The organism is Acinetobacter sp. YH12205 (assembly GCF_013418125.1).
In the GTDB taxonomy this organism is placed as follows: domain Bacteria; phylum Pseudomonadota; class Gammaproteobacteria; order Pseudomonadales; family Moraxellaceae; genus Acinetobacter; species Acinetobacter towneri.
This window is the reverse complement of the sequence record NZ_VPCQ01000002.1, coordinates 230,482-248,521: the sequence shown is the minus strand read 5'-3', so window position 1 is coordinate 248,521 and position 18,040 is coordinate 230,482. Positions and strand designations below refer to the sequence as shown.

Genomic DNA, 18,040 nt, shown 5'->3' with positions numbered 1-18,040 from the left:
GCATTGTTGAATAAGACTGAAATAGATTGTGCGCAGACAGATGTTGAAAGTTGTCGTATGATCATTGCAACTTTACAAAAACAAGCGCATCGCCACAAAGAATGAGGACAAGATGAATATTGCAGCAAATCCTATGGTTGAAGCCAGCCAAACTATCTATTTAAAAGACTATCAAAAACCTTCATTCTTGGTAGATGCTGTAGAGCTAGATATTCAAGTCTATGCAGATTACACCCAAGTGGGTGCAACATTGAAAATGCAGCGTCAGACTGCAGGCGATTTGGTGTTATTGGGCCGTGATTTAGAATTGAAATCTATTATTTTGAATGGCACGGAATTATCGGAAAGTGACTATCAATTAGATAGTGAGCAGCTTCGCATTGCAAATGCACCTGATCAAGTCACGTTAGAAACCATCGTGATCATTCATCCTGAAAGCAATACGCAACTTGAAGGCTTATATCAGGCAAGTTCTGATTTATTTGTTACCCAAAACGAGCCTGAAGGTTTCCGTAAAATTACCTTCTATCCTGACCGCCCAGACGTATTGTCGGTATTTACCACACGTGTTGAAGCCGATAAAAAATATCCTGTGTTATTGGCAAACGGCAACTTGTTAGAAACAGGTGAAGCAGGCGAAGGTCGTCATTATGCGATTTGGCAAGACCCGACCAAAAAGCCAAGCTATTTATTTGCTTGTGTGATTGGCGATTTGGCAGTCATGAAAGACCATTATGTGACATCTGAAGGGCGTAATGTTGCACTGGAAATTTATGCAGAAGAAAAAGACATTCCAAAATGCAAAATTGCTATGCAAGCGTTAAAACATTCGATGCGTTGGGATGAAGAACACTATGGTCTGCCGTATGATTTAGATAATTATATGATTGTGGCGACCAGTGCCTTCAATATGGGCGCAATGGAAAATAAAGGTCTGAATATTTTCAATACGTCATGTGTATTGGCCGATGAAGAATACACCACAGATGCCGCAATTATGCGCGTACAGTCCGTGATTGCGCATGAATATTTTCATAACTGGACAGGTAACCGTATTACTTGCCGCGATTGGTTCCAGTTGTGTTTAAAAGAAGGTTTAACGGTGTTCCGTGACCAATCTTTCTCTGAAGATTTACAGTCTGCCGCAGTACAGCGTATTGATGATGTGGCGGTGCTCAAAGCACATCAATTCCCCGAAGATTCTGGCCCGTTATCGCACCCGCCACGTCCAGATCATTTTGTAGAAATTAATAACTTCTATACCGCAACAGTCTATGAAAAAGGTGCGGAAATTAACCGCATGATGTCGACTTTACTCGGTAAAGAAAAATTCCGTAAAGGTAGTGATGAATATTTCCGTCGTCATGATGGACAAGCAGTCACGGTTGAAGATTGGGTCAATGCTTTAAGCGCAGGTTCAGGTGTCGATTTATCTAATTTCCTGACTTGGTACAATCAACCAGGCACACCAAAGCTTGAAGTGCAGGGCGAATACGATGCGGCTGCGCAGGTTTATCGTTTAAATTTAAAACAAAGTCTGAAAAGCAATGCCAAATATCCAAACTTAAAAGCATTGCCTATTCCTGTTGCATTGGCATTGTTCAATGCAGAAACAGGCGAGCAATATATTTTGCAGTCTGAAGCTTTGGTTGAAAACTCAGTAAAAGATGGTGTGTATTTGTTTGATCAGGCACAAGCAAGTATTGAATTTAGCGGTATAACTGCGCATCCCGTTGTTTCTTTATTGCGTAATTTTTCTGCACCTGTGAATTTAGAATTTAACTATTCTAATGATGAATTGGCATTTTTAATGCAGCACGAAACCAATGGCTTTAACCAGTGGCAGGCGACTCAGACTCTATTGGAACGTATTTTATTGGAAGAACATGCAGCAGATACTTATTTGCAAGCCATGAAAAATACAGTACCTGCTTTAATTGAAAAAGATCCTTTGTTGGCATCACGTATTTTTGATGTACCTTCTGAAGGCTATTTGGGCAGCCGTATTGATCAAAATTATCAACCTGAAAAAATTCAGCAACAACGCAATGCGCTGTTAGATACATTGGCGCGCGAACTTGGTGCATTCTGCAAAGAAACCTATTTAAGCCTTGATCCAGACATGCAGCAAGATTTCTCTCAGGCAATGGGTGTACGTGCTTTAAAGAATATCATGTTGGCGTTAATGGCACGTCAGGGCGATGCCGAAGCGTTTGAGCTGGCAAAGCAGCAATACCAAACAACTCGAAATATGTCTGAGCGTTTAGGGGCATTGCGTGTCTTGGTGTGGAATGATGCACCGCAAGCCAAAGCTGCTTTGGAAGATTTTTATACACGTTTTAAAGATGAAGCTTTAGCACTTGATCAATGGTTTATGGTTCAAGCTTCACATCCAAAAGCGACAGCTGAAACCATTCAGGCTTTAACTGCACATCCTGATTATGATTTGGGTACACCTAACCGTATTCGTTCAGTCAGTGGTGGTTTAAATAGCAACCCTGTGAATACATGGAGTTTTGGTGTTCAGCATTTTATTGACTTAGCCAAGTATTTAGATGAGAAAAACCCAATTGTAGGTTCGCGTTTATTGCAGGTGTTGTCGCGTTGGTACACTTTGGCAGAGCCACAACGTAACCAAGTGCAAGCAGCGTTGCTAAATTTGCAGTCTGTGGTGAAATCTAAAAACGTGGTTGAAACCCTAAATAGTATGTTAGAGGTTTAAGTTAAAAAACTAAAAGCCATTTCATCAATTCGTTGAAATGGCTTTTTTGTGGCTGGAATACATTAAAAATAATCTAGCTTAGTCACAGCGAATTTGATATTCATTTTTATAGTTGGTGTAAGTTTCATTTAATTCAGCAAGTAATTTTTTCTCGTTATATTGCCGATCTTCAGGTTTAGAATTTTTAAGTACAATTGGCATATATTCATGTTTGTAAATCTGCGTATATTCTTCACAAATAATATGTTTGCGCTCATCTGCAGAATAGTTATCTAAATCGCGAAGCAAGATTTCATTCATTTTGGTATTGATGAGATCGAGTTCATCAAACATGCTTGGGGCTTGATCTGACGGTTGGGATGGGGAACAGCCGAAAGTGATAAAGCTACATATCAGAACGTAAACCCACTGCTTCACATTGACCCCAATGATAAAAAATCAAATTTATATTATAGCCTTAAAAGCGTAAAATTTAAGTGAATAGTCAGTTTTATTGGCAGTGAAATCAATTGAATGACAGTGTGTCGATTTTGTGTATTTAGACAATATGGCTGACTTGGGAAATGCAGTTTTATGTGTTAGTTTTGATGAAAATGAATGTTTTTCTGCGCTGAATTTCTGCAGATGAGTATCTAAAAAATCACGAAAAATTGAGGCATGAAATGGCTAAACATTATGACTATTTGGTAATTGGGGCAGGAAGTGGTGGTATTGCTTCGGCCAATCGCGCGGCGCAATATGGTAAAAAATGTGCATTAATTGAAGTTGCAGATTTGGGCGGGACTTGTGTCAATGTGGGGTGTGTGCCTAAAAAAGTGATGTGGTATTCTGCGCAAATCGCCGATGCTATTCAAAAATACGGCCCAGATTATGGTTTTAATACTGAATTAAAATCGCATGATTGGAATACGTTAATTCAAAATCGTCAAGCTTATATTCAGCGTATCCATGCATCGTATCAATCAGGTTTAGCTAAAAACAATGTTGATGTGATTCAGGGCTTTGCTCGTTTTGTAAATGAAAAAACAGTTGAAGTAAATCAGCAGCAATACACTGCAGATCACATTTTAATAGCCACAGGAACTGAGCCAACACGTCCAGATATTGAAGGGGCAGAGCTAGGAATTGATTCAAACGGTTTCTTTGAATTGCAACAATTACCAAAACGCACGGCAATTGTCGGTTCGGGTTATATTGCCGTAGAGTTAGCAGGTGTTTTAAATGGGTTGGGTTCAGAAGTTGGATTGTTTATTCGTAAACAATTGCCGCTGCGTAGTTTAGATCAATTTTTAGGTGAAACATTACTTGAATGTATGCGTGATGAACATATCCAAGTGCATACGCAAGCCATTCCAAAGAAAGTCACTCGCCAAGCGGATCAGTCTTTGTTATTACATCTTGAAGATGGTTCACAGCATGAGGTCGATTGTCTGATTTGGGCAGTTGGACGTAAACCAAATACACAAGCATTGAACTTGGCTGCTGCAAATGTGCAGATTGATGAAAAAGGATATATCGCAGTAGATCAATTCCAAAATACCAGCCAAGCAGGTATTTATGCGGTGGGCGATATTATTGGAAAAATTGAGCTGACACCCGTTGCTGTTGCCGCAGGACGTAAATTGTCTGAACGTTTATTCAATCACAAACCAAATGAATATTTAGATTATCAAAATGTTGCCACGGTGGTCTTTAGTCATCCGCCTATTGGTACGGTGGGTTTAAGTGAAGCGCAAGCCATTGAACAGTTTGGGCAAGATCAGGTCAAAGTCTATCAATCTTCTTTTACCTCAATGTACACGGCTGTAACTCAGCATCGTCAAGTGTCTAAAATGAAATTGGTCTGCGTTGGTGATGAACAGAAAGTCGTGGGCGTGCATGGTATTGGCTATGGCATGGATGAAATTTTGCAAGGTTTTGCAGTCGCGGTCAAAATGGGCGCGACCAAGCAAGATTTTGACAATACTGTCGCAATTCATCCAACTGCTGCAGAAGAATTTGTGACTATGCGCTAATGGAGTAGCGTAGTCGCACACAAAGAGTATGGGTTAAAAAAATCCATACTCTTTTTTATTTTTGAAATTTGTAGATAAAAAATCAGAAGATAAACGTCAGAAAGATAAAGTTTGTTATCGTTATTTAGTTAGCCTAATAAGAAACCCACCGAAGTGGGCTTGTGCGATCAAACACCATCCATTGTGTCTGGGGTAGATTATCTCACGAAAATGATTAAGGTTTGATTAAGAAATTTTTGTTTTATTAAGTTTATCTTTACAACTTTGTAGTCCATGCTGCAAAGACTTTAAATCTATGTTATAATATAACTTGTACAATAAAAATATCTCTATTCTCTCGTAGTTATTCATCATCATGCTGTGCTGCATTTATTTTATGCACTGCAAATTAAGTGTGATGAATGTTGTTGTATTAAAAAACTATGCTCAAAATTTTAATTTGAGCTTGATGTGTAAGTTATAAATGAATTGGTGTAAATATTGAAAAAAATGCAAACAATGCTTGCGAAAGCAGTGAATGGTCGTGAAATTATGGTGTCTTTGGTGGCATCAAAGAAAAAGCAAAATACCCGTGATGGTTTTAAATGGGTCGAAGTCGGAAAACATGTGTTGTTGGAATGTGGTCAGGAAATTGAACTGAATTTAGATGGTCGCAGTTTTTATACCGATACGCATGAAATGTTCCGTTTACCGCATCGGGTTAATTAAGTTTTGGTCTGAAATGAATATTCAACCTAGCTAAACTGGATTGCATAATATGTAATTTAGAAAAGCTTTTAAAAGTTTTATCCAGAAAAATCCCGTTCATTGGCGAACGGGATTTTTTTATTTTATCTTTTACTGTGGCAGAGCACAGTTGGTAATGAATTAAACCTTAACAATCAAAACAGGAACAGGAGACTGAGTCAGTACGTTTTGGGCAACGCTACCGAGCATCATCTTTTTCACGCCAGTACGGCCATGCGAACCCATAATAATCAGGTCAGCACCAATTTCATTGGCAATTTGTACAATCCCTTCAGAGGCTGCAACACCGCGGATAATTTTAGTATCTACCGAAATACCTTCACGGCTAAAGGATTGCTGAATTTCAGCCAAACGATTTTGTGCATTTTGTTCAGCCTGCATGAAATAATCGGTAATTGCTGGTGCAACTTTGTAGAAGTCCACGCCTACAAAAGGATCAACTGCAATTACACTCATAATAGTAACAGGGCAATTTAGATCTTTTGCCAATGAAAGTGCTTGTTCGGCTGCAGCATAAGACATAGGTGACTCATCTACTGGAACAAGTAAGTGTTTATAAGTTGTCATGGCAAATCCTTATTAAAAATTTATGATGAAAATATGGCTTAAAATAGTGATTAAGCTTTAACTACAAGCACAGGTAATTCTGTATGACGTAATACGTCTGTGGCAAAGCTACCCAATAATAATTTTTGGAAACCTTTACGACCATGTGAACCCATCACAATCACATCGGCATTTAAGTCTTTCGCAGTTTTGATTACACCTTCAGCAGATACCAAACCCTCAACCACGCGAGTTTCTGCATTTACACCCACTGCTTTCGCAATTTCATCTGCTTCTTTTAATGCCTTTTGTGCATTGGCTGTCGCTTGCACAAAGTATTCTTTCATAATGGCAGATGAATAATTATAGTAAAAGTCAGAATCAGTAAATGGGTCTTCCGCAACAAGGCTAATTAAGGTGAGTTTACTGTTAAATACTTTGGCAATTTCAGCTGCATGTTTGACCGCTGAAAAAGAAATTTGTGAACCATCTACAGGGACTAAAATATTTTGGTACGACATGCGGGTAACTCCAGAAATTATGATTATTCGCCTTACACTTTATTGATAGCATATAGTCTATATAGGTTCAATTTAAAATCTGAAAAAAGATTGATAATTCATTTAATTACCCGCCAAATTTGCTGAAAGAAAAGATAAGCTGAAGATGATGAATTTACTCAACTCAACGGCAAAGCTATACGATAAAATAAGATGCTAAATTTGCAAAAATAAATAGACCTTCATAATTTAATTTTAAATTACTTGGGTTTGAATTGTGCCTATGAATCTTGAGGGAAATGTGGTTTGAAAATAATTTGGATGTTGCTGTGTTTTATGTTGTTAAGTGCTTGTCAAACCACGCAGCAGAACAGTCGAATCATTGCTAGTGCATTTAATCTCACCACAGGCTTGCAGCAGAAAATCATGGATCGCTATGCACCCAAAAATATACAAGTGCAACATGATATTGTGTATGCAACGCAGCCTAATTTGAGTTTTGACTTGTATCAAAACAGTCAATTGCAAGATTTAGCCGCACGCCCGACAATTGTCTGGATTCATGGTGGTGGCTGGATTGCGGGCTCAAAAGCACATGCACGTGGCTATTTTAAATTATTAGCCGCGCAGGGCTTTAATGTAATTGCAGTACAATATCAATTCGCCCCGCATGCAACTTATCCTACTCAGTTGCAACAAATTGATCAGGCTTTAAATTACATCACGCAACATGCAGAAAAGTATCAGCTTAATCCACAACAATTATATTTGGCAGGTGATTCTGCAGGGGCGAATTTAGCTAGCCATTATGCCGCATTATTGAGTAATCCTGCATTTGCACAGCAGTCTAATTTACAACCGACTATTCAGCACAAACAACTTAAAGGGCTGATTTTGCACTGCGGGATTTATGATCTAAAAGCGTTTGTTGAAACTGCGCCAGATGAAATGAATATCGTAGAGTGGGGTGTTTATAATTTGGTGCAGGCTTACACGGGAGATCGGAAACAGGACAGTGAATTTCTGAAGAATATTTCGCCTATTCAACATTTAACGGCAAACTATCCTGCGGTATTTATCAGTGGTGGTAACAAAGACTTTTTAACAGAAACTCAATCTATGCCGATGCTGCATGCTTTACAGCAACAGCAGATTCCTGTGACGACAGCATTTTATCCAGATACAAAAGCATGGTTAATTCACGAATATCAATTTTTTATGCACCAAAAAGAAAGCCAGCAAACTTTTGCTAAAACAGTAGAATTTATCCGAAGCACAGCAGACCCTAATGTATCGCGCATACAATAAATCAATACGATGCTTCAGAAAAAGTGTTTTTTAACTGCTTAAGTTATTTAGCTTTTGCTTTGTTTAAACTTTAAAACTGCCAAAACCACACAACCAAAAATCAGTCCCCAAAATGCAGAACCAATACCAAAAAACTGCACCCCAGAAGCACTAAATAAAAAGGTCAATAAAGCGGCTTCACGCTCTGCAACGTGCTGAAAGGCGAGGGCGATGTTGTGTCCAATAGTGCCAAGCAGTGCAATTCCTGCCAAAGCAGTAATAAAAACAGCTGGGAATGACATCAACAAACTGGTGAGCGTTGCAGCAAAGATCCCCATCAAGATATAAAACAAACCGCAGCTAATTCCCGCAATATAGCGCTTACTGGCATCGGGATGCGATTGATCATCTAAGCTAATCGCAGCACTGATGGATGCGATATTGACACTAAAACATCCAAATGGCGCGAAAATCGCTTGTGCTGTGCCTGTCCAACCAATTAAGTGACGTACATTTGGGTTAAAACCATAGCTTTTGATCATGGCAAGACCGGGTAAATATTGCGATGCCATATTAATGACAAACAAAGGCAGGGCTAAACCTAAAATAGCAGACCAACTTAATTCAGGTTGCATCCAAACTGGTTGTGCAATACTCGATTGCACACTCGGCATTTGAAATTGCAAGAAGATTGGGCATAGTGCGACCCCAATCAATACAGTTAAAACAATGCTATAACGCGGGCTAAATCGTTTTGCCAATACATAGGCTGCCAATAAAGACAAAATAAATGCCCATGCTTCTTGCAGACTGGTAAATAGGGCAATCCCAAATTTAAGCAGCACACCTGCCAACATGGCGCTGGTTAAGCTTTGTGGAATATAAGTCAGTACCTTTTCAAAAATACCCAAAAAGCCAAGCACTGCTGTGAGTACACCACAAAATAAAAACGCGCCAATTGCTTCGTGTAAGCTATAACCTCTGCCCGTGGCGATAATCAGTGCCAAGCCTGCGGTAGACCATGAGGTCGCCACAGGATATTTAAATTTCCAAGATAAAATCAGCCCGCTTAGACCAATACCTAAACCCAACGCCCAAAACCAAGAGCTGATTTGCTCAGCACTTGCGCCTAAAATTTGTGCTGCCTGAATGACTAAAACCGCGGAAACACTAATACCGACCAAGAAGGTAATAAAACCTGCAAATACTGCAGGCACAGAGAAGTCATTTAAAAGTTTTTGCATGCTTTCTTAGACATATTTTCTATAATTGATGGACAGATCATACACATTTGAACAAATAGTCAAAAGTGTTTTTTATATTTTTTTCATAGCGTTGAGCTTGCCAGTCTAAAGCCAAAACCGCAGAACAAAATACCAATGCTTGCAACGCAAATGGCTGCAATTTTATAACGTTGATTGAAATAACTGGCTAATTTGACTCCCGAAAAAATCAAGATAGATAAATAACCCATGCTAATGATTTGTAGGACGATGGCTAAAACAGCAAAGCTCAGCATCGGGTAGGTGTAATCAGGATTGACGAATTGCACAAAAAAAGACAAATAAAACAAAATTGCTTTTGGGTTAATAACGCTAATCATTAAAGCAGTTCGGTAGGGATGAACCCGTTCAGTTGTATTGCTCGTTGCTGTTGTAGAAAGATTGGCGTGCGAAGTTCTGGTTTGTGGAAACCATGTTTTATAGGCTGCAATCAGTAGTTTAATACCTAAATAGCCTAAGTAGAGCGCACCAACTACTTTTAATAAGGTGAATAGCCATGGAAAAGCATGCAGTAATGAGGCTGCCCCTAAAATGGTGCACACAATTAAAATCAGATCACCCGTAAATACACCGAAAGCAGCTGCATAGCCTGTGCGTATCCCAAAGCGTGAAGCCACTGACATGACATAGAGTGAGTTTGGGCCAGGCAAGAGCACAATTAAGGTTGTGCCAATTATAAAAGTGCTGAGGTCACTAATACCAAACACGCAAACTCACCTAAATAAAAACCGATGTTGCAGTATAACAACATCGGTTTTGTGGCTTAGTAAAAATTTTGGAATTTTACTGGGATAGGTTAAAGCTTAAGCTTTAATCTCTGCATCTAAGCCGAAAGACTGGCGTAATAGGGTGGCAAGTTGCTCACGCGCTTTAATAAAGCCATCAATGCCGCCTTGTAACAATTGGAACGCCATCAAATCTGCCTCAAGTTGCGCTTTGAATTGTTCCTTTTCAATTGCTGCCAGTGGTTCAGCTTGAACTTGAAAGCCATTGGTCGATAACGCTGCAGCGACTTCTCGTTCATCAGCTTCAAGTTCTGCCAATAAATTTGGTGCAACGGTCAATAAATCACAACCAGCTAAAGCCAAAACCTGATCAATACTACGGAAACTCGCGCCCATAATTTCAGTTTGTACTTGATGCTGTTTATAGAATTGATAAATTTTCTTCACCGAAAGTACACCCGGATCTTTTTCAATAGGGTAGTACATGACATTTTCAGCTTTTTTATACCAATCTAAAATACGACCCACAAATGGTGAAATCAACGTCACTTTGGCATCTGCACAAGCATGTGCCTGATGTAAACCAAACAATAAGGTTAAATTGGTGTGAATGCCTTCGGCTTCCAACACTTTCGCCGCTTGAATGCCTTCCCATGTCGATGCAATCTTAATCAAAATGCGGTCTGAATGAACACCATAAGCTTGGTACAGTGCTAAAAGTTCTTTGGCTTTGGCAATGGTCGCATCAGTGTCATAAGACAAAGAAGCATCCACCTCAGTCGAAACACGACCTTCAATCAGCTTTAAAATTTCTACACCAAATTTGACCGTTAAAATATCAATGCTGCGCTCAACCAATAGATCATTTGTATAACCTTCAGCTTTGGCTTGCTCAAATGCAGCTTCAATCAACGCTTTATTTTCAGGTTGATTTGCAGCCGCCGTAATGAGTGATGGGTTGGTGGTCGCATCCAAAGGACGAAACTTTTCAATCGCAGCCAAGTCACTACTATCTGCAACAATGGTGGTTAAGTTTTTTAGTTGATTTAAGGCTGTCTGTGTCATTCGAGATCTAGTTCTTAGGTTATTGCTTATACATTCAGTTATATCACAAACAGCTTTTAACCCAAGTACCAAGTAAGAGGGTTTGTGGATTATTTACCAGTTTTTCTCAGATTTCGGACGTGATTAATCAAAAAATGAGCAGCAGCGCCCAATTGATGTTCTCGGCTCCAGACCAAATCGACAAAATATTCAAATTTTGGGGTGAAATCTAGCAGCTGTAAAATTTTTAATTCGTGTTGTAGTTCAGGATGTTCATTCAGCATTTCCAAGGGCAAGACACCCCAGCCTAAACCCTGCTTAATCATACTGCAGGCAGAATGATGATTATCGGTACGCCAATAGTGCTTAGAAAATAACAACTCGGGTTTAATCTGCCGATCACGGCTCGCCACTACAATTTGCCGATTTTGTAAAATCTGTTCAAAACTGACTTGATCAGATTCAGCCAGCGGTGAATGTCGGGCAGCGACAGGCACTAAAATTTCACGTTTTAATTCCACAAATTGTTCACTGCTTTGTAATTGTTCGCGTTCAAACATAAAGGCCAAGTCCGCTGCTTGAGTCATGAGTAAATGCAGTGCATCTTCTTGTGGCGCAGAGAAAATATTGATCTGCAATTCAGGAAATTGCTGTTCTAGTAACACAATATAATCTGTCCAGCGAGTGTGTAGTAATTCAGACACCACCACAATATTTAAGTGTGCTTCCAGCCCAGAACTGAGCGCAAAAGCATGTTGTTTCCATTGCTTCATTTCTATGAGCAGTTGTTTGCTTTTTTCGTAAAGACTCTGCGCTTGTGGGGTAGGCAAAGGTTCACGCCCAATCCGTTCAAACAGTTTTAGGTCTAAATCAATTTCTAAATTAGCAATGGACATACTAATTGCCGAAGGCACCTTGCCCAATTGGCGTGCAGCTGCAGAAAAAGAACCCGTTTCCATGACGGTGATAAAAATAATTAGCTGATCTTGATTGATATTCATGGCTGAGCATTCGTTTTACTTTTCAATATTATTGATGGATTCTAACTCGATTGGTCAATTAAATGAAAATAAAATAAGCGGGGAAGGATAAGTATTTGAGTAAGCAGATGTTGATTTCCAAAAGAAGATGGGTACATGCCCTGAGTTATGAAGTGATTTTATTGGTCATCATTGCTTTGGCATTAAGTTATGTGTTTGAAATGCCAATGCAAGTGACAGGTGGTCTAGGCATTGCAATGGCGGTGACTTCGGTGCTGTGGAATATGCTGTTTAATCATTATTTTGAAAAGTTTGAAGCGCAACACCAATTACGCAGAACTTTTAAAATCCGCGTTTTACATGCAATCGGTTTTGAAGGTGGCTTAATGCTCGCCACTATTCCCATGGTGGCGTATGCCTTAGAAATATCCCTGCTGCAGGCAATTTTGATTGATTTGCTGATGACGCTCAGCATTTTGCTCTATACCTTTATTTTTCAATATTGTTATGACCATATCGAAGCGAAATTGGGTTATGCTCCGCAACATTCAGTCAGATAAAACGCTAGTGGCTAATTAAAAGTGAGCTGCTATAAATTAAGCGCTATAAAAAAGCCACCTGAGCGAATCAAGTGGCTTTTATTGCTATCTAAATTGGAACTAGGCAGAATTATTTTTCAATAATGGCTGTTACACCTTGACCGCCTGCAGCACAAATTGACACCAATACACGACCAGAACCTTTTTGATTCAGAAGTTTGGCTGCAGTTGCAATAATACGACCACCTGTTGCTGCAAATGGGTGACCTGCCGCTAAAGATGAACCTTTAACGTTCAGTTTGCTGCGATCAATTGAACCTAGAGGTGCTTCTAAACCTAAACGTTCTTTACAGAAGTTTGGATCTTCCCATGCTTTTAAGGTAGACAATACTTGAGATGCAAACGCTTCGTGAATTTCGTAATAATCGAAGTCTTGTAAAGTTAAGCCCGCACGCTCAAGCATACGTGGTACTGCATAAGCAGGCGCCATCAATAAGCCTTCTTTTTTACCTACAAAATCAACTGCTGCAGTTTCTTGGAAAGTCAAATAAGCTAAGACTTCATGACCGTTGGCTTTTGCCCATTCTTCAGATGCAAGCAATACACATGATGCACCATCGGTAAGTGGGGTAGAGTTACCCGCAGTCATGGTACGCGCATCACCTTTACCAAAAGCAGGTTTTAACTTCGCTAGTTTTTCTACAGTTGAATCTGCACGTAAGTTATTGTCACGCTCTAAACCTAAGAATGGTGTGATGAGATCGTCAAAGAAACCTTCATCATAAGCAGCAGCCATTTTTTGATGTGAAGATGCTGCGAGTTCATCTTGCGCTTCACGAGAAATGCCCCATTCAAGCGCTGTAATTGCTTGGTGGTCGCCCATAGATAAACCAGTACGTGGTTCGCCATTACGTGGCGCATCCATCAGGTCTTTAACGTTGATTTTAGTTAATGCTTTTAAGCGGTCTTTACCTGTTTTTGCAATGTTGAGTTCAAGCAAAGCTTTACGTAAACCATCACCAAAGGCAATTGGTGCGTCAGAAGTAGTATCTACACCACCTGCGATACCTACATCAATTTGACCCAAAGCAATTTTATTGGCGACTAAAAATGCAGCTTGCAAACCAGTACCGCACGCCTGTTGTAAATCGTAAGCAGGTGTTTCAGGTGCAAGGGCAGTATTCAGTACGCACTCACGGGTCATATTGAAGTCACGGCTGTGTTTGAGTACTGCGCCAGCAACCACTTCACCTAAACGCTGACCTTGTAAATTGAAGCGTTCAACCAAGCCATTTAATGCTGCTGTAAACATATCTGTATTAGATGCAGTAAAGTAAGCGCCATTAGAACGTGCGAATGGAATACGGTTACCACCGATAATAGCAACGCGGCGAACAGTGTTTTGGCTCATAATTTTATCCTGTTGAACAGAGGTATTGGTATTAGATGGTGCTTTTGTTTGCGTTGAAGCAGTTGTTTTAGCACGGCTAGTCGTGCGGGTACGTGTAGTTTTTGTCGTACTCGTGTTGGAACGGGTTGCAGTGTTGCTACTTTTGCTTGTACGTTTAGCAGTTGATGTATTTGACACAGAATCCGTTGCAGAATTTTCCACTGCTGGATTTTCTTGAGTTGTTTTGCTCATAAGGCTTTTCCAAGCATGTTAAGGGTCTACTTGATGCGTACATTAGCACAATAGTATGACAGCTGAATTGACTACAATGACATTGCAGAATGCATTCAGGTCAAGACATCTGATAATTAACTCAAGTATGATTTAGCACAAACGGGTAACGCTATTGAAATGTGGGCATTTGGCATCATATTGATGTTAAAAGATATCGTGTAATCCATCAAAAATGAATTTATGAGAGATAATAATCATGACTGATCAATACCAAACATTTGCAAAATCTCCTATTGGTAAATTTGTCATTAAAAATTTGGGTTTACCATCCCCAACTTTTTTAGATCGTTTCGAGTCTGCAACACCAGTGGTAAAAGGTGCAGTACTTTTAGGTGCAGCCCCTGCAAGTGATTTATCTGCTGAAATTGCACAGGTTTTAGCCAATGTACATGCCAATAGTTATGCAGGCAACAATGCAGAATTGCAACAAGCTGCGGCAAAAGTAGGTTTAAATTTAGGTGCGTTCAATTCGGGCGATAAAGAATCTAAATTTAAAGTGGTGGTGTTTGATGCTTCAGGTATTGAAAACTCAGAACAATTAAAAGCGCTTTATGATTTCTTTAACCCAATCGCACGTCAAATTCAGGCTTCTGGTCGCGTGGTGGTGATTGGTACTACACCAGAAACTGCAGGCAGTGTAAAAAAAGCCATTGCACAACGCGCTTTGGAAGGTTTTGTAAAATCGGTAGGCAAAGAATTTAAAAAAGGCATTGCGGCTAACTTAATTTATGTCGATCAAGGTGCTGCAGCAAACTTAGAATCTACGTTACGTTTTGCCATTTCACCACGTTCAGCTTATGTGTCAGGTCAGGTGATCCGTGTCTCGAATGCTGCAACTGTAGAGGTAGATTGGGCAAAACCATTGGCAGGTAAAACTGCTGTAGTGACAGGTGCAAGCCGTGGTATTGGTGAAGCGATTGCGCATGTGTTGGCACGTGATGGTGCACACGTTATTTGCCTAGACGTTCCACAACAACAAGCAGATTTAGACCGTGTTGCTGCTGAAATTGGTGGTTCAACGCTAGCAATTGACATTACTGCTGCAGATGCAGGTGAGCAAATTAAAACAGCTGCCGCTGCGCAAGGTGGTTTGGATATTATTGTGCATAATGCGGGGATTACCCGTGACAAAACTTTGGCAAATATGAAACCAGAGCTTTGGGATTTAGTCATTAACATCAACTTGTCTGCAATTGAGCGTGTGAACGATTACTTATTGGCAAATGATGGTTTAAATGCCAATGGTCGTATCGTTTGCGTATCTTCAATTTCAGGTATTGCAGGCAACTTGGGTCAAACCAACTATGCAGCATCTAAAGCTGGCGTGATTGGTGTCGTGAAATTTACCGCACCTGTTTTAAACAACGGGATCACGATTAATGCCGTTGCACCTGGCTTTATTGAAACGCAAATGACTGCTGCAATTCCTTTTGCCATTCGTGAAGCAGGTCGTCGTATGAACTCTATGAGTCAGGGTGGTTTACCTGTAGACGTTGCAGAAACCATTGCTTACTTTGCTTCATCGGCATCGACAGGTATTAATGGTAACGTGGTACGTGTTTGTGGTCAAAGCTTGTTAGGGGCTTAACACCTTCAAAGTTCTCTCCCTTGGGGAGAGGATTTAGGAGAGGGAGATAAGGGGATAGATTATTAACCCTTCTCTCTAGCTTTCTCCCAGCGGGAGAAAGAACTCCATTAAATAAATTAGAAAAACTTCTCAAAGGTTCAGTATGAATACTCGCCATTTTAGTCAACTTCCAAAACCCTATTTAGCCTATCCAAAAGTGATTCAGGGCTTAATTTTTAAAAAGCCAAAAGGTGAAAAAGTTCTGCCGCAAGTTGAATATGTGGTGGATTCATTCAAGGTCGATCAAAAGCACTTAAAAGCCTATAATGCAGTGACAGGTTTTAAAAATAACGGCTATATTCCTGCAATTTATTTGGCTGTATTGTCACAAAGTCTGCAAATGCACATGATGACCCAAGAAGCATTTCCATTTGCAATTTTGGGCTTGGTGCATATTCGCAACCAAGTCAAACAAAGCCGTAAAGTTGGATTGAATGAACAACTGACCTTGTCGTGTAAATTTGGTGAATTGCAACCACATGATAAAGGCGTACAGTTTGATTTTATTACCACCGTTAAAGTAGGCAATGAGGTGGTGATGGAAGGTTTGACCACGTATTTAGCACGTCAAAAAACCACCACTAAAGCTGCTGCAAAGCCTGCAGAAAGCAAAGCGCTAAACTATGCCGTTCAAGCTGAATGGGATATTTCTGAAAATACAGGTCGCCGTTATGCTTTAACGTCTGGCGATTTTAACTTAATTCATATCCACGCGATTACTGCAAAAGCATTTGGCTTTAAACAAGCGATTGCGCACGGCATGTGGAGCAAAGCCAAAGCCTTATCTAGTTTAACTTTGCCAGATGCTTATGAAGTCGATGTGTGGTTTAAGTTACCTATGTATTTGCCATCTAAAGTTGAGTTTTTAACTGCAACGGACGCTAAAAATACAGACTTTTTAATTCGAAACAGTAAAAACCAAAAACCGCACGTGACAGGTGTTGTCACCGCGCTTTAATTCAGTGATCGAAAGCCTAAATCCTTTGGATTTAGGCTTTTTATTTGCGCTAGCTTTTTATTAATAATAAAAACGAGATAGACAGGACGATGCAACATTTAAAGGATTATATTTTTGCTGAAACTGAAAATTATCGTGGATGGGTTGCACCTGAGTTTCATGATTTAGCGATGCAATTTAGCCGTTTGCAAAATGCACGTAGCCAACAGGGCGGAGCTGCTTTAGCGGTGTACTTTCAAGGTCAGAAAGTCGTCGATATTTACACAGGTAAAAAGTCGCCAGATGAAGACTGGCAAGCCGATACGTTATCGGTATGTTATTCCACAGGCAAAGGTGTATTAGCGACACTGGCACATATTTTGGTCAGTCAAGGACTGGTCGATTACGATACTCCCATTTATATATACTGGCCTGAATTCGCCCAAAATGGCAAAGCATTGATGACCTTAAGGCATGTGCTGAGTCATCAAAGTGGTTTATATGACATCCGTAATATCATTGCCGATGCGACTGAAATGGCAGATTGGTCGCACATGCTGGATGTGTTGGCTCAAGCCAAGCCACGTTTTGATGTAGCAAGTGAGGCAGCGTATCAACCTTTAACTTTTGGCTGGCTGGTCGGTGGGATTTTAGAAAAAGCTACAGGTCAAACATTGGCTGAATTGATGCAGCAATACTTGGTTGAATCTTTGGCTTTGGATGGGGCGTATTTTGGTGTGCCTGCGTCTGAGCTTTCCCGTGTCGCACGACCATTTAAAACTGCTGTGACATCAGCGCAAACAGATGCATCATCTACAAATAAACAGACAGCTAAAGTTAAAAACCAAGCTAAATCGAGCAAACGTCCTGTATCAATATTCGATAAAGTCATTGCATGGAGTGGGCAAAATCCGCAAGACTTTCAGGATGGCATGATTCCCAAAGGCATGAAAAATTTTAGTTTTTTTAGTGATACAGGCTTACAAGCCGTGATTCCTGCTGCCAATGGTGTATTTACTGCACAAAGTTTGGCACGTATTTATGCCATGTTGGCGCAGGGTGGATCATGGCAAGGTCAGCAATTGATTCAGCCTGAAGTTTTTCAGCAATTGAGCCAAGTACAATATGTACAGCGTGATCGGGTCATGCCTATCCCGATGCATTGGCGATTAGGCTATCACCGTGTATTAAGTTTGGGTAAGCGCTCTCACGGTTTTGGACACATGGGTTTTAATGGTTCAGGCGCGTGGTGTGATCCTGACCGTCAACTCAGTTTTGCCTATACCCATAATTTTGCTGCAGGTTCTTTAATTGGTGATTATCGACTTTGGGGACTGAGTCAGGAAGCCATTCGCTGTGCAGATCGGCAATTGCAAGGGCGTAAAGGCTGGTTTTAGGCGTGAT

At 40.2% G+C, this 18,040-nt stretch carries 16 protein-coding genes; 8 read left to right on the top strand and 8 right to left on the bottom strand.

Annotated features, from left to right (window positions below):
* Positions 1–112 precede the first annotated feature (112 nt).
* On the top strand, positions 113–2,722 hold the full coding sequence (gene pepN, locus FTU92_RS03555) for an aminopeptidase N (protein WP_131260801.1): 2,610 nt from the start codon (positions 113–115) through the stop codon (positions 2,720–2,722).
* 78 nt (positions 2,723–2,800) lie between these two features.
* Here pepN and FTU92_RS03550 read toward each other — a convergent pair whose 3' ends face one another.
* Positions 2,801–3,055 carry a hypothetical protein gene (locus tag FTU92_RS03550; RefSeq protein WP_004973239.1) on the bottom strand — a complete coding sequence of 85 codons (255 nt, stop codon included), beginning with the start codon at positions 3,053–3,055 and terminating at the stop codon, positions 2,801–2,803.
* A gap of 329 nt (positions 3,056–3,384) precedes the next feature.
* Here FTU92_RS03550 and gorA point away from each other — a divergent pair, with 329 nt between their 5' ends.
* Together gorA and FTU92_RS03540 are read left to right on the top strand one after the other, a co-directional pair.
* Positions 3,385–4,737, top strand: coding sequence for a glutathione-disulfide reductase (gene gorA, locus FTU92_RS03545; protein ID WP_096900890.1), 1,353 nt, complete (start codon positions 3,385–3,387; stop codon positions 4,735–4,737).
* Positions 4,738–5,226: 489 nt separating this feature from the next.
* Positions 5,227–5,445, top strand: a complete 219-nt coding sequence (locus tag FTU92_RS03540; protein WP_004973244.1) for a hypothetical protein — start codon at positions 5,227–5,229, stop codon at positions 5,443–5,445.
* 159 nt (positions 5,446–5,604) lie between these two features.
* Here FTU92_RS03540 and FTU92_RS03535 read toward each other — a convergent pair whose 3' ends face one another.
* Together FTU92_RS03535 and FTU92_RS03530 are read right to left on the bottom strand one after the other, a co-directional pair.
* The gene (locus FTU92_RS03535; protein ID WP_004973247.1) at positions 5,605–6,051 is read right to left on the bottom strand and encodes a universal stress protein; all 447 of its coding nucleotides are present in this window, start codon (positions 6,049–6,051) and stop codon (positions 5,605–5,607) included.
* A 50-nt stretch (positions 6,052–6,101) separates the two neighbouring features.
* Positions 6,102–6,551, bottom strand: a complete 450-nt coding sequence (locus tag FTU92_RS03530) for a universal stress protein (RefSeq protein WP_004973248.1) — start codon at positions 6,549–6,551, stop codon at positions 6,102–6,104.
* A 315-nt stretch (positions 6,552–6,866) separates the two neighbouring features.
* Between FTU92_RS03530 and FTU92_RS03525 the strand changes: the two genes are divergently transcribed.
* Positions 6,867–7,838, top strand: coding sequence for an alpha/beta hydrolase (locus tag FTU92_RS03525; RefSeq protein WP_171525034.1), 972 nt, complete (start codon positions 6,867–6,869; stop codon positions 7,836–7,838).
* A 47-nt stretch (positions 7,839–7,885) separates the two neighbouring features.
* Here the strand turns inward: FTU92_RS03525 and FTU92_RS03520 are convergent, their stop codons facing one another.
* The 4 genes from FTU92_RS03520 to FTU92_RS03505 form a co-directional block, all read right to left on the bottom strand.
* The gene (locus FTU92_RS03520) at positions 7,886–9,061 is read right to left on the bottom strand and encodes a benzoate/H(+) symporter BenE family transporter (RefSeq protein ID WP_180095641.1); all 1,176 of its coding nucleotides are present in this window, start codon (positions 9,059–9,061) and stop codon (positions 7,886–7,888) included.
* 83 nt (positions 9,062–9,144) lie between these two features.
* Positions 9,145–9,807: a leucine efflux protein LeuE gene (gene leuE / locus FTU92_RS03515; protein ID WP_004973255.1), complete on the bottom strand. Its 663-nt coding sequence runs from the start codon at positions 9,805–9,807 to the stop codon at positions 9,145–9,147.
* A 96-nt stretch (positions 9,808–9,903) separates the two neighbouring features.
* Positions 9,904–10,890, bottom strand: coding sequence for a transaldolase (gene tal, locus FTU92_RS03510; RefSeq protein WP_180095639.1), 987 nt, complete (start codon positions 10,888–10,890; stop codon positions 9,904–9,906).
* A gap of 89 nt (positions 10,891–10,979) precedes the next feature.
* A complete protein-coding gene (locus FTU92_RS03505) occupies positions 10,980–11,870 on the bottom strand; it encodes a LysR family transcriptional regulator (RefSeq protein WP_004973259.1) in 891 nt (296 codons plus the stop codon).
* Between the two features lie 107 nt (positions 11,871–11,977).
* On the opposite strand from FTU92_RS03505, the gene aceI reads away from it, so the two are divergent.
* Positions 11,978–12,409, top strand: coding sequence for a chlorhexidine efflux PACE transporter AceI (aceI, locus tag FTU92_RS03500; protein WP_004973261.1), 432 nt, complete (start codon positions 11,978–11,980; stop codon positions 12,407–12,409).
* Positions 12,410–12,518: 109 nt separating this feature from the next.
* Here the strand turns inward: aceI and FTU92_RS03495 are convergent, their stop codons facing one another.
* Positions 12,519–14,030: an acetyl-CoA C-acetyltransferase gene (locus tag FTU92_RS03495; RefSeq protein ID WP_179997366.1), complete on the bottom strand. Its 1,512-nt coding sequence runs from the start codon at positions 14,028–14,030 to the stop codon at positions 12,519–12,521.
* A 238-nt stretch (positions 14,031–14,268) separates the two neighbouring features.
* Between FTU92_RS03495 and FTU92_RS03490 the strand changes: the two genes are divergently transcribed.
* The 3 genes from FTU92_RS03490 to FTU92_RS03480 all read left to right on the top strand — a co-directional run bounded on the left by FTU92_RS03490 (position 14,269) and on the right by FTU92_RS03480 (position 18,033).
* Positions 14,269–15,660, top strand: coding sequence for a 3-oxoacyl-ACP reductase (locus FTU92_RS03490; RefSeq protein WP_154320698.1), 1,392 nt, complete (start codon positions 14,269–14,271; stop codon positions 15,658–15,660).
* A 142-nt stretch (positions 15,661–15,802) separates the two neighbouring features.
* Positions 15,803–16,657: a MaoC/PaaZ C-terminal domain-containing protein gene (locus FTU92_RS03485; RefSeq protein ID WP_131260931.1), complete on the top strand. Its 855-nt coding sequence runs from the start codon at positions 15,803–15,805 to the stop codon at positions 16,655–16,657.
* Positions 16,658–16,746: 89 nt separating this feature from the next.
* Positions 16,747–18,033, top strand: a complete 1,287-nt coding sequence (locus tag FTU92_RS03480; protein WP_178318673.1) for a serine hydrolase — start codon at positions 16,747–16,749, stop codon at positions 18,031–18,033.
* Positions 18,034–18,040: the final 7 nt, after the last annotated feature.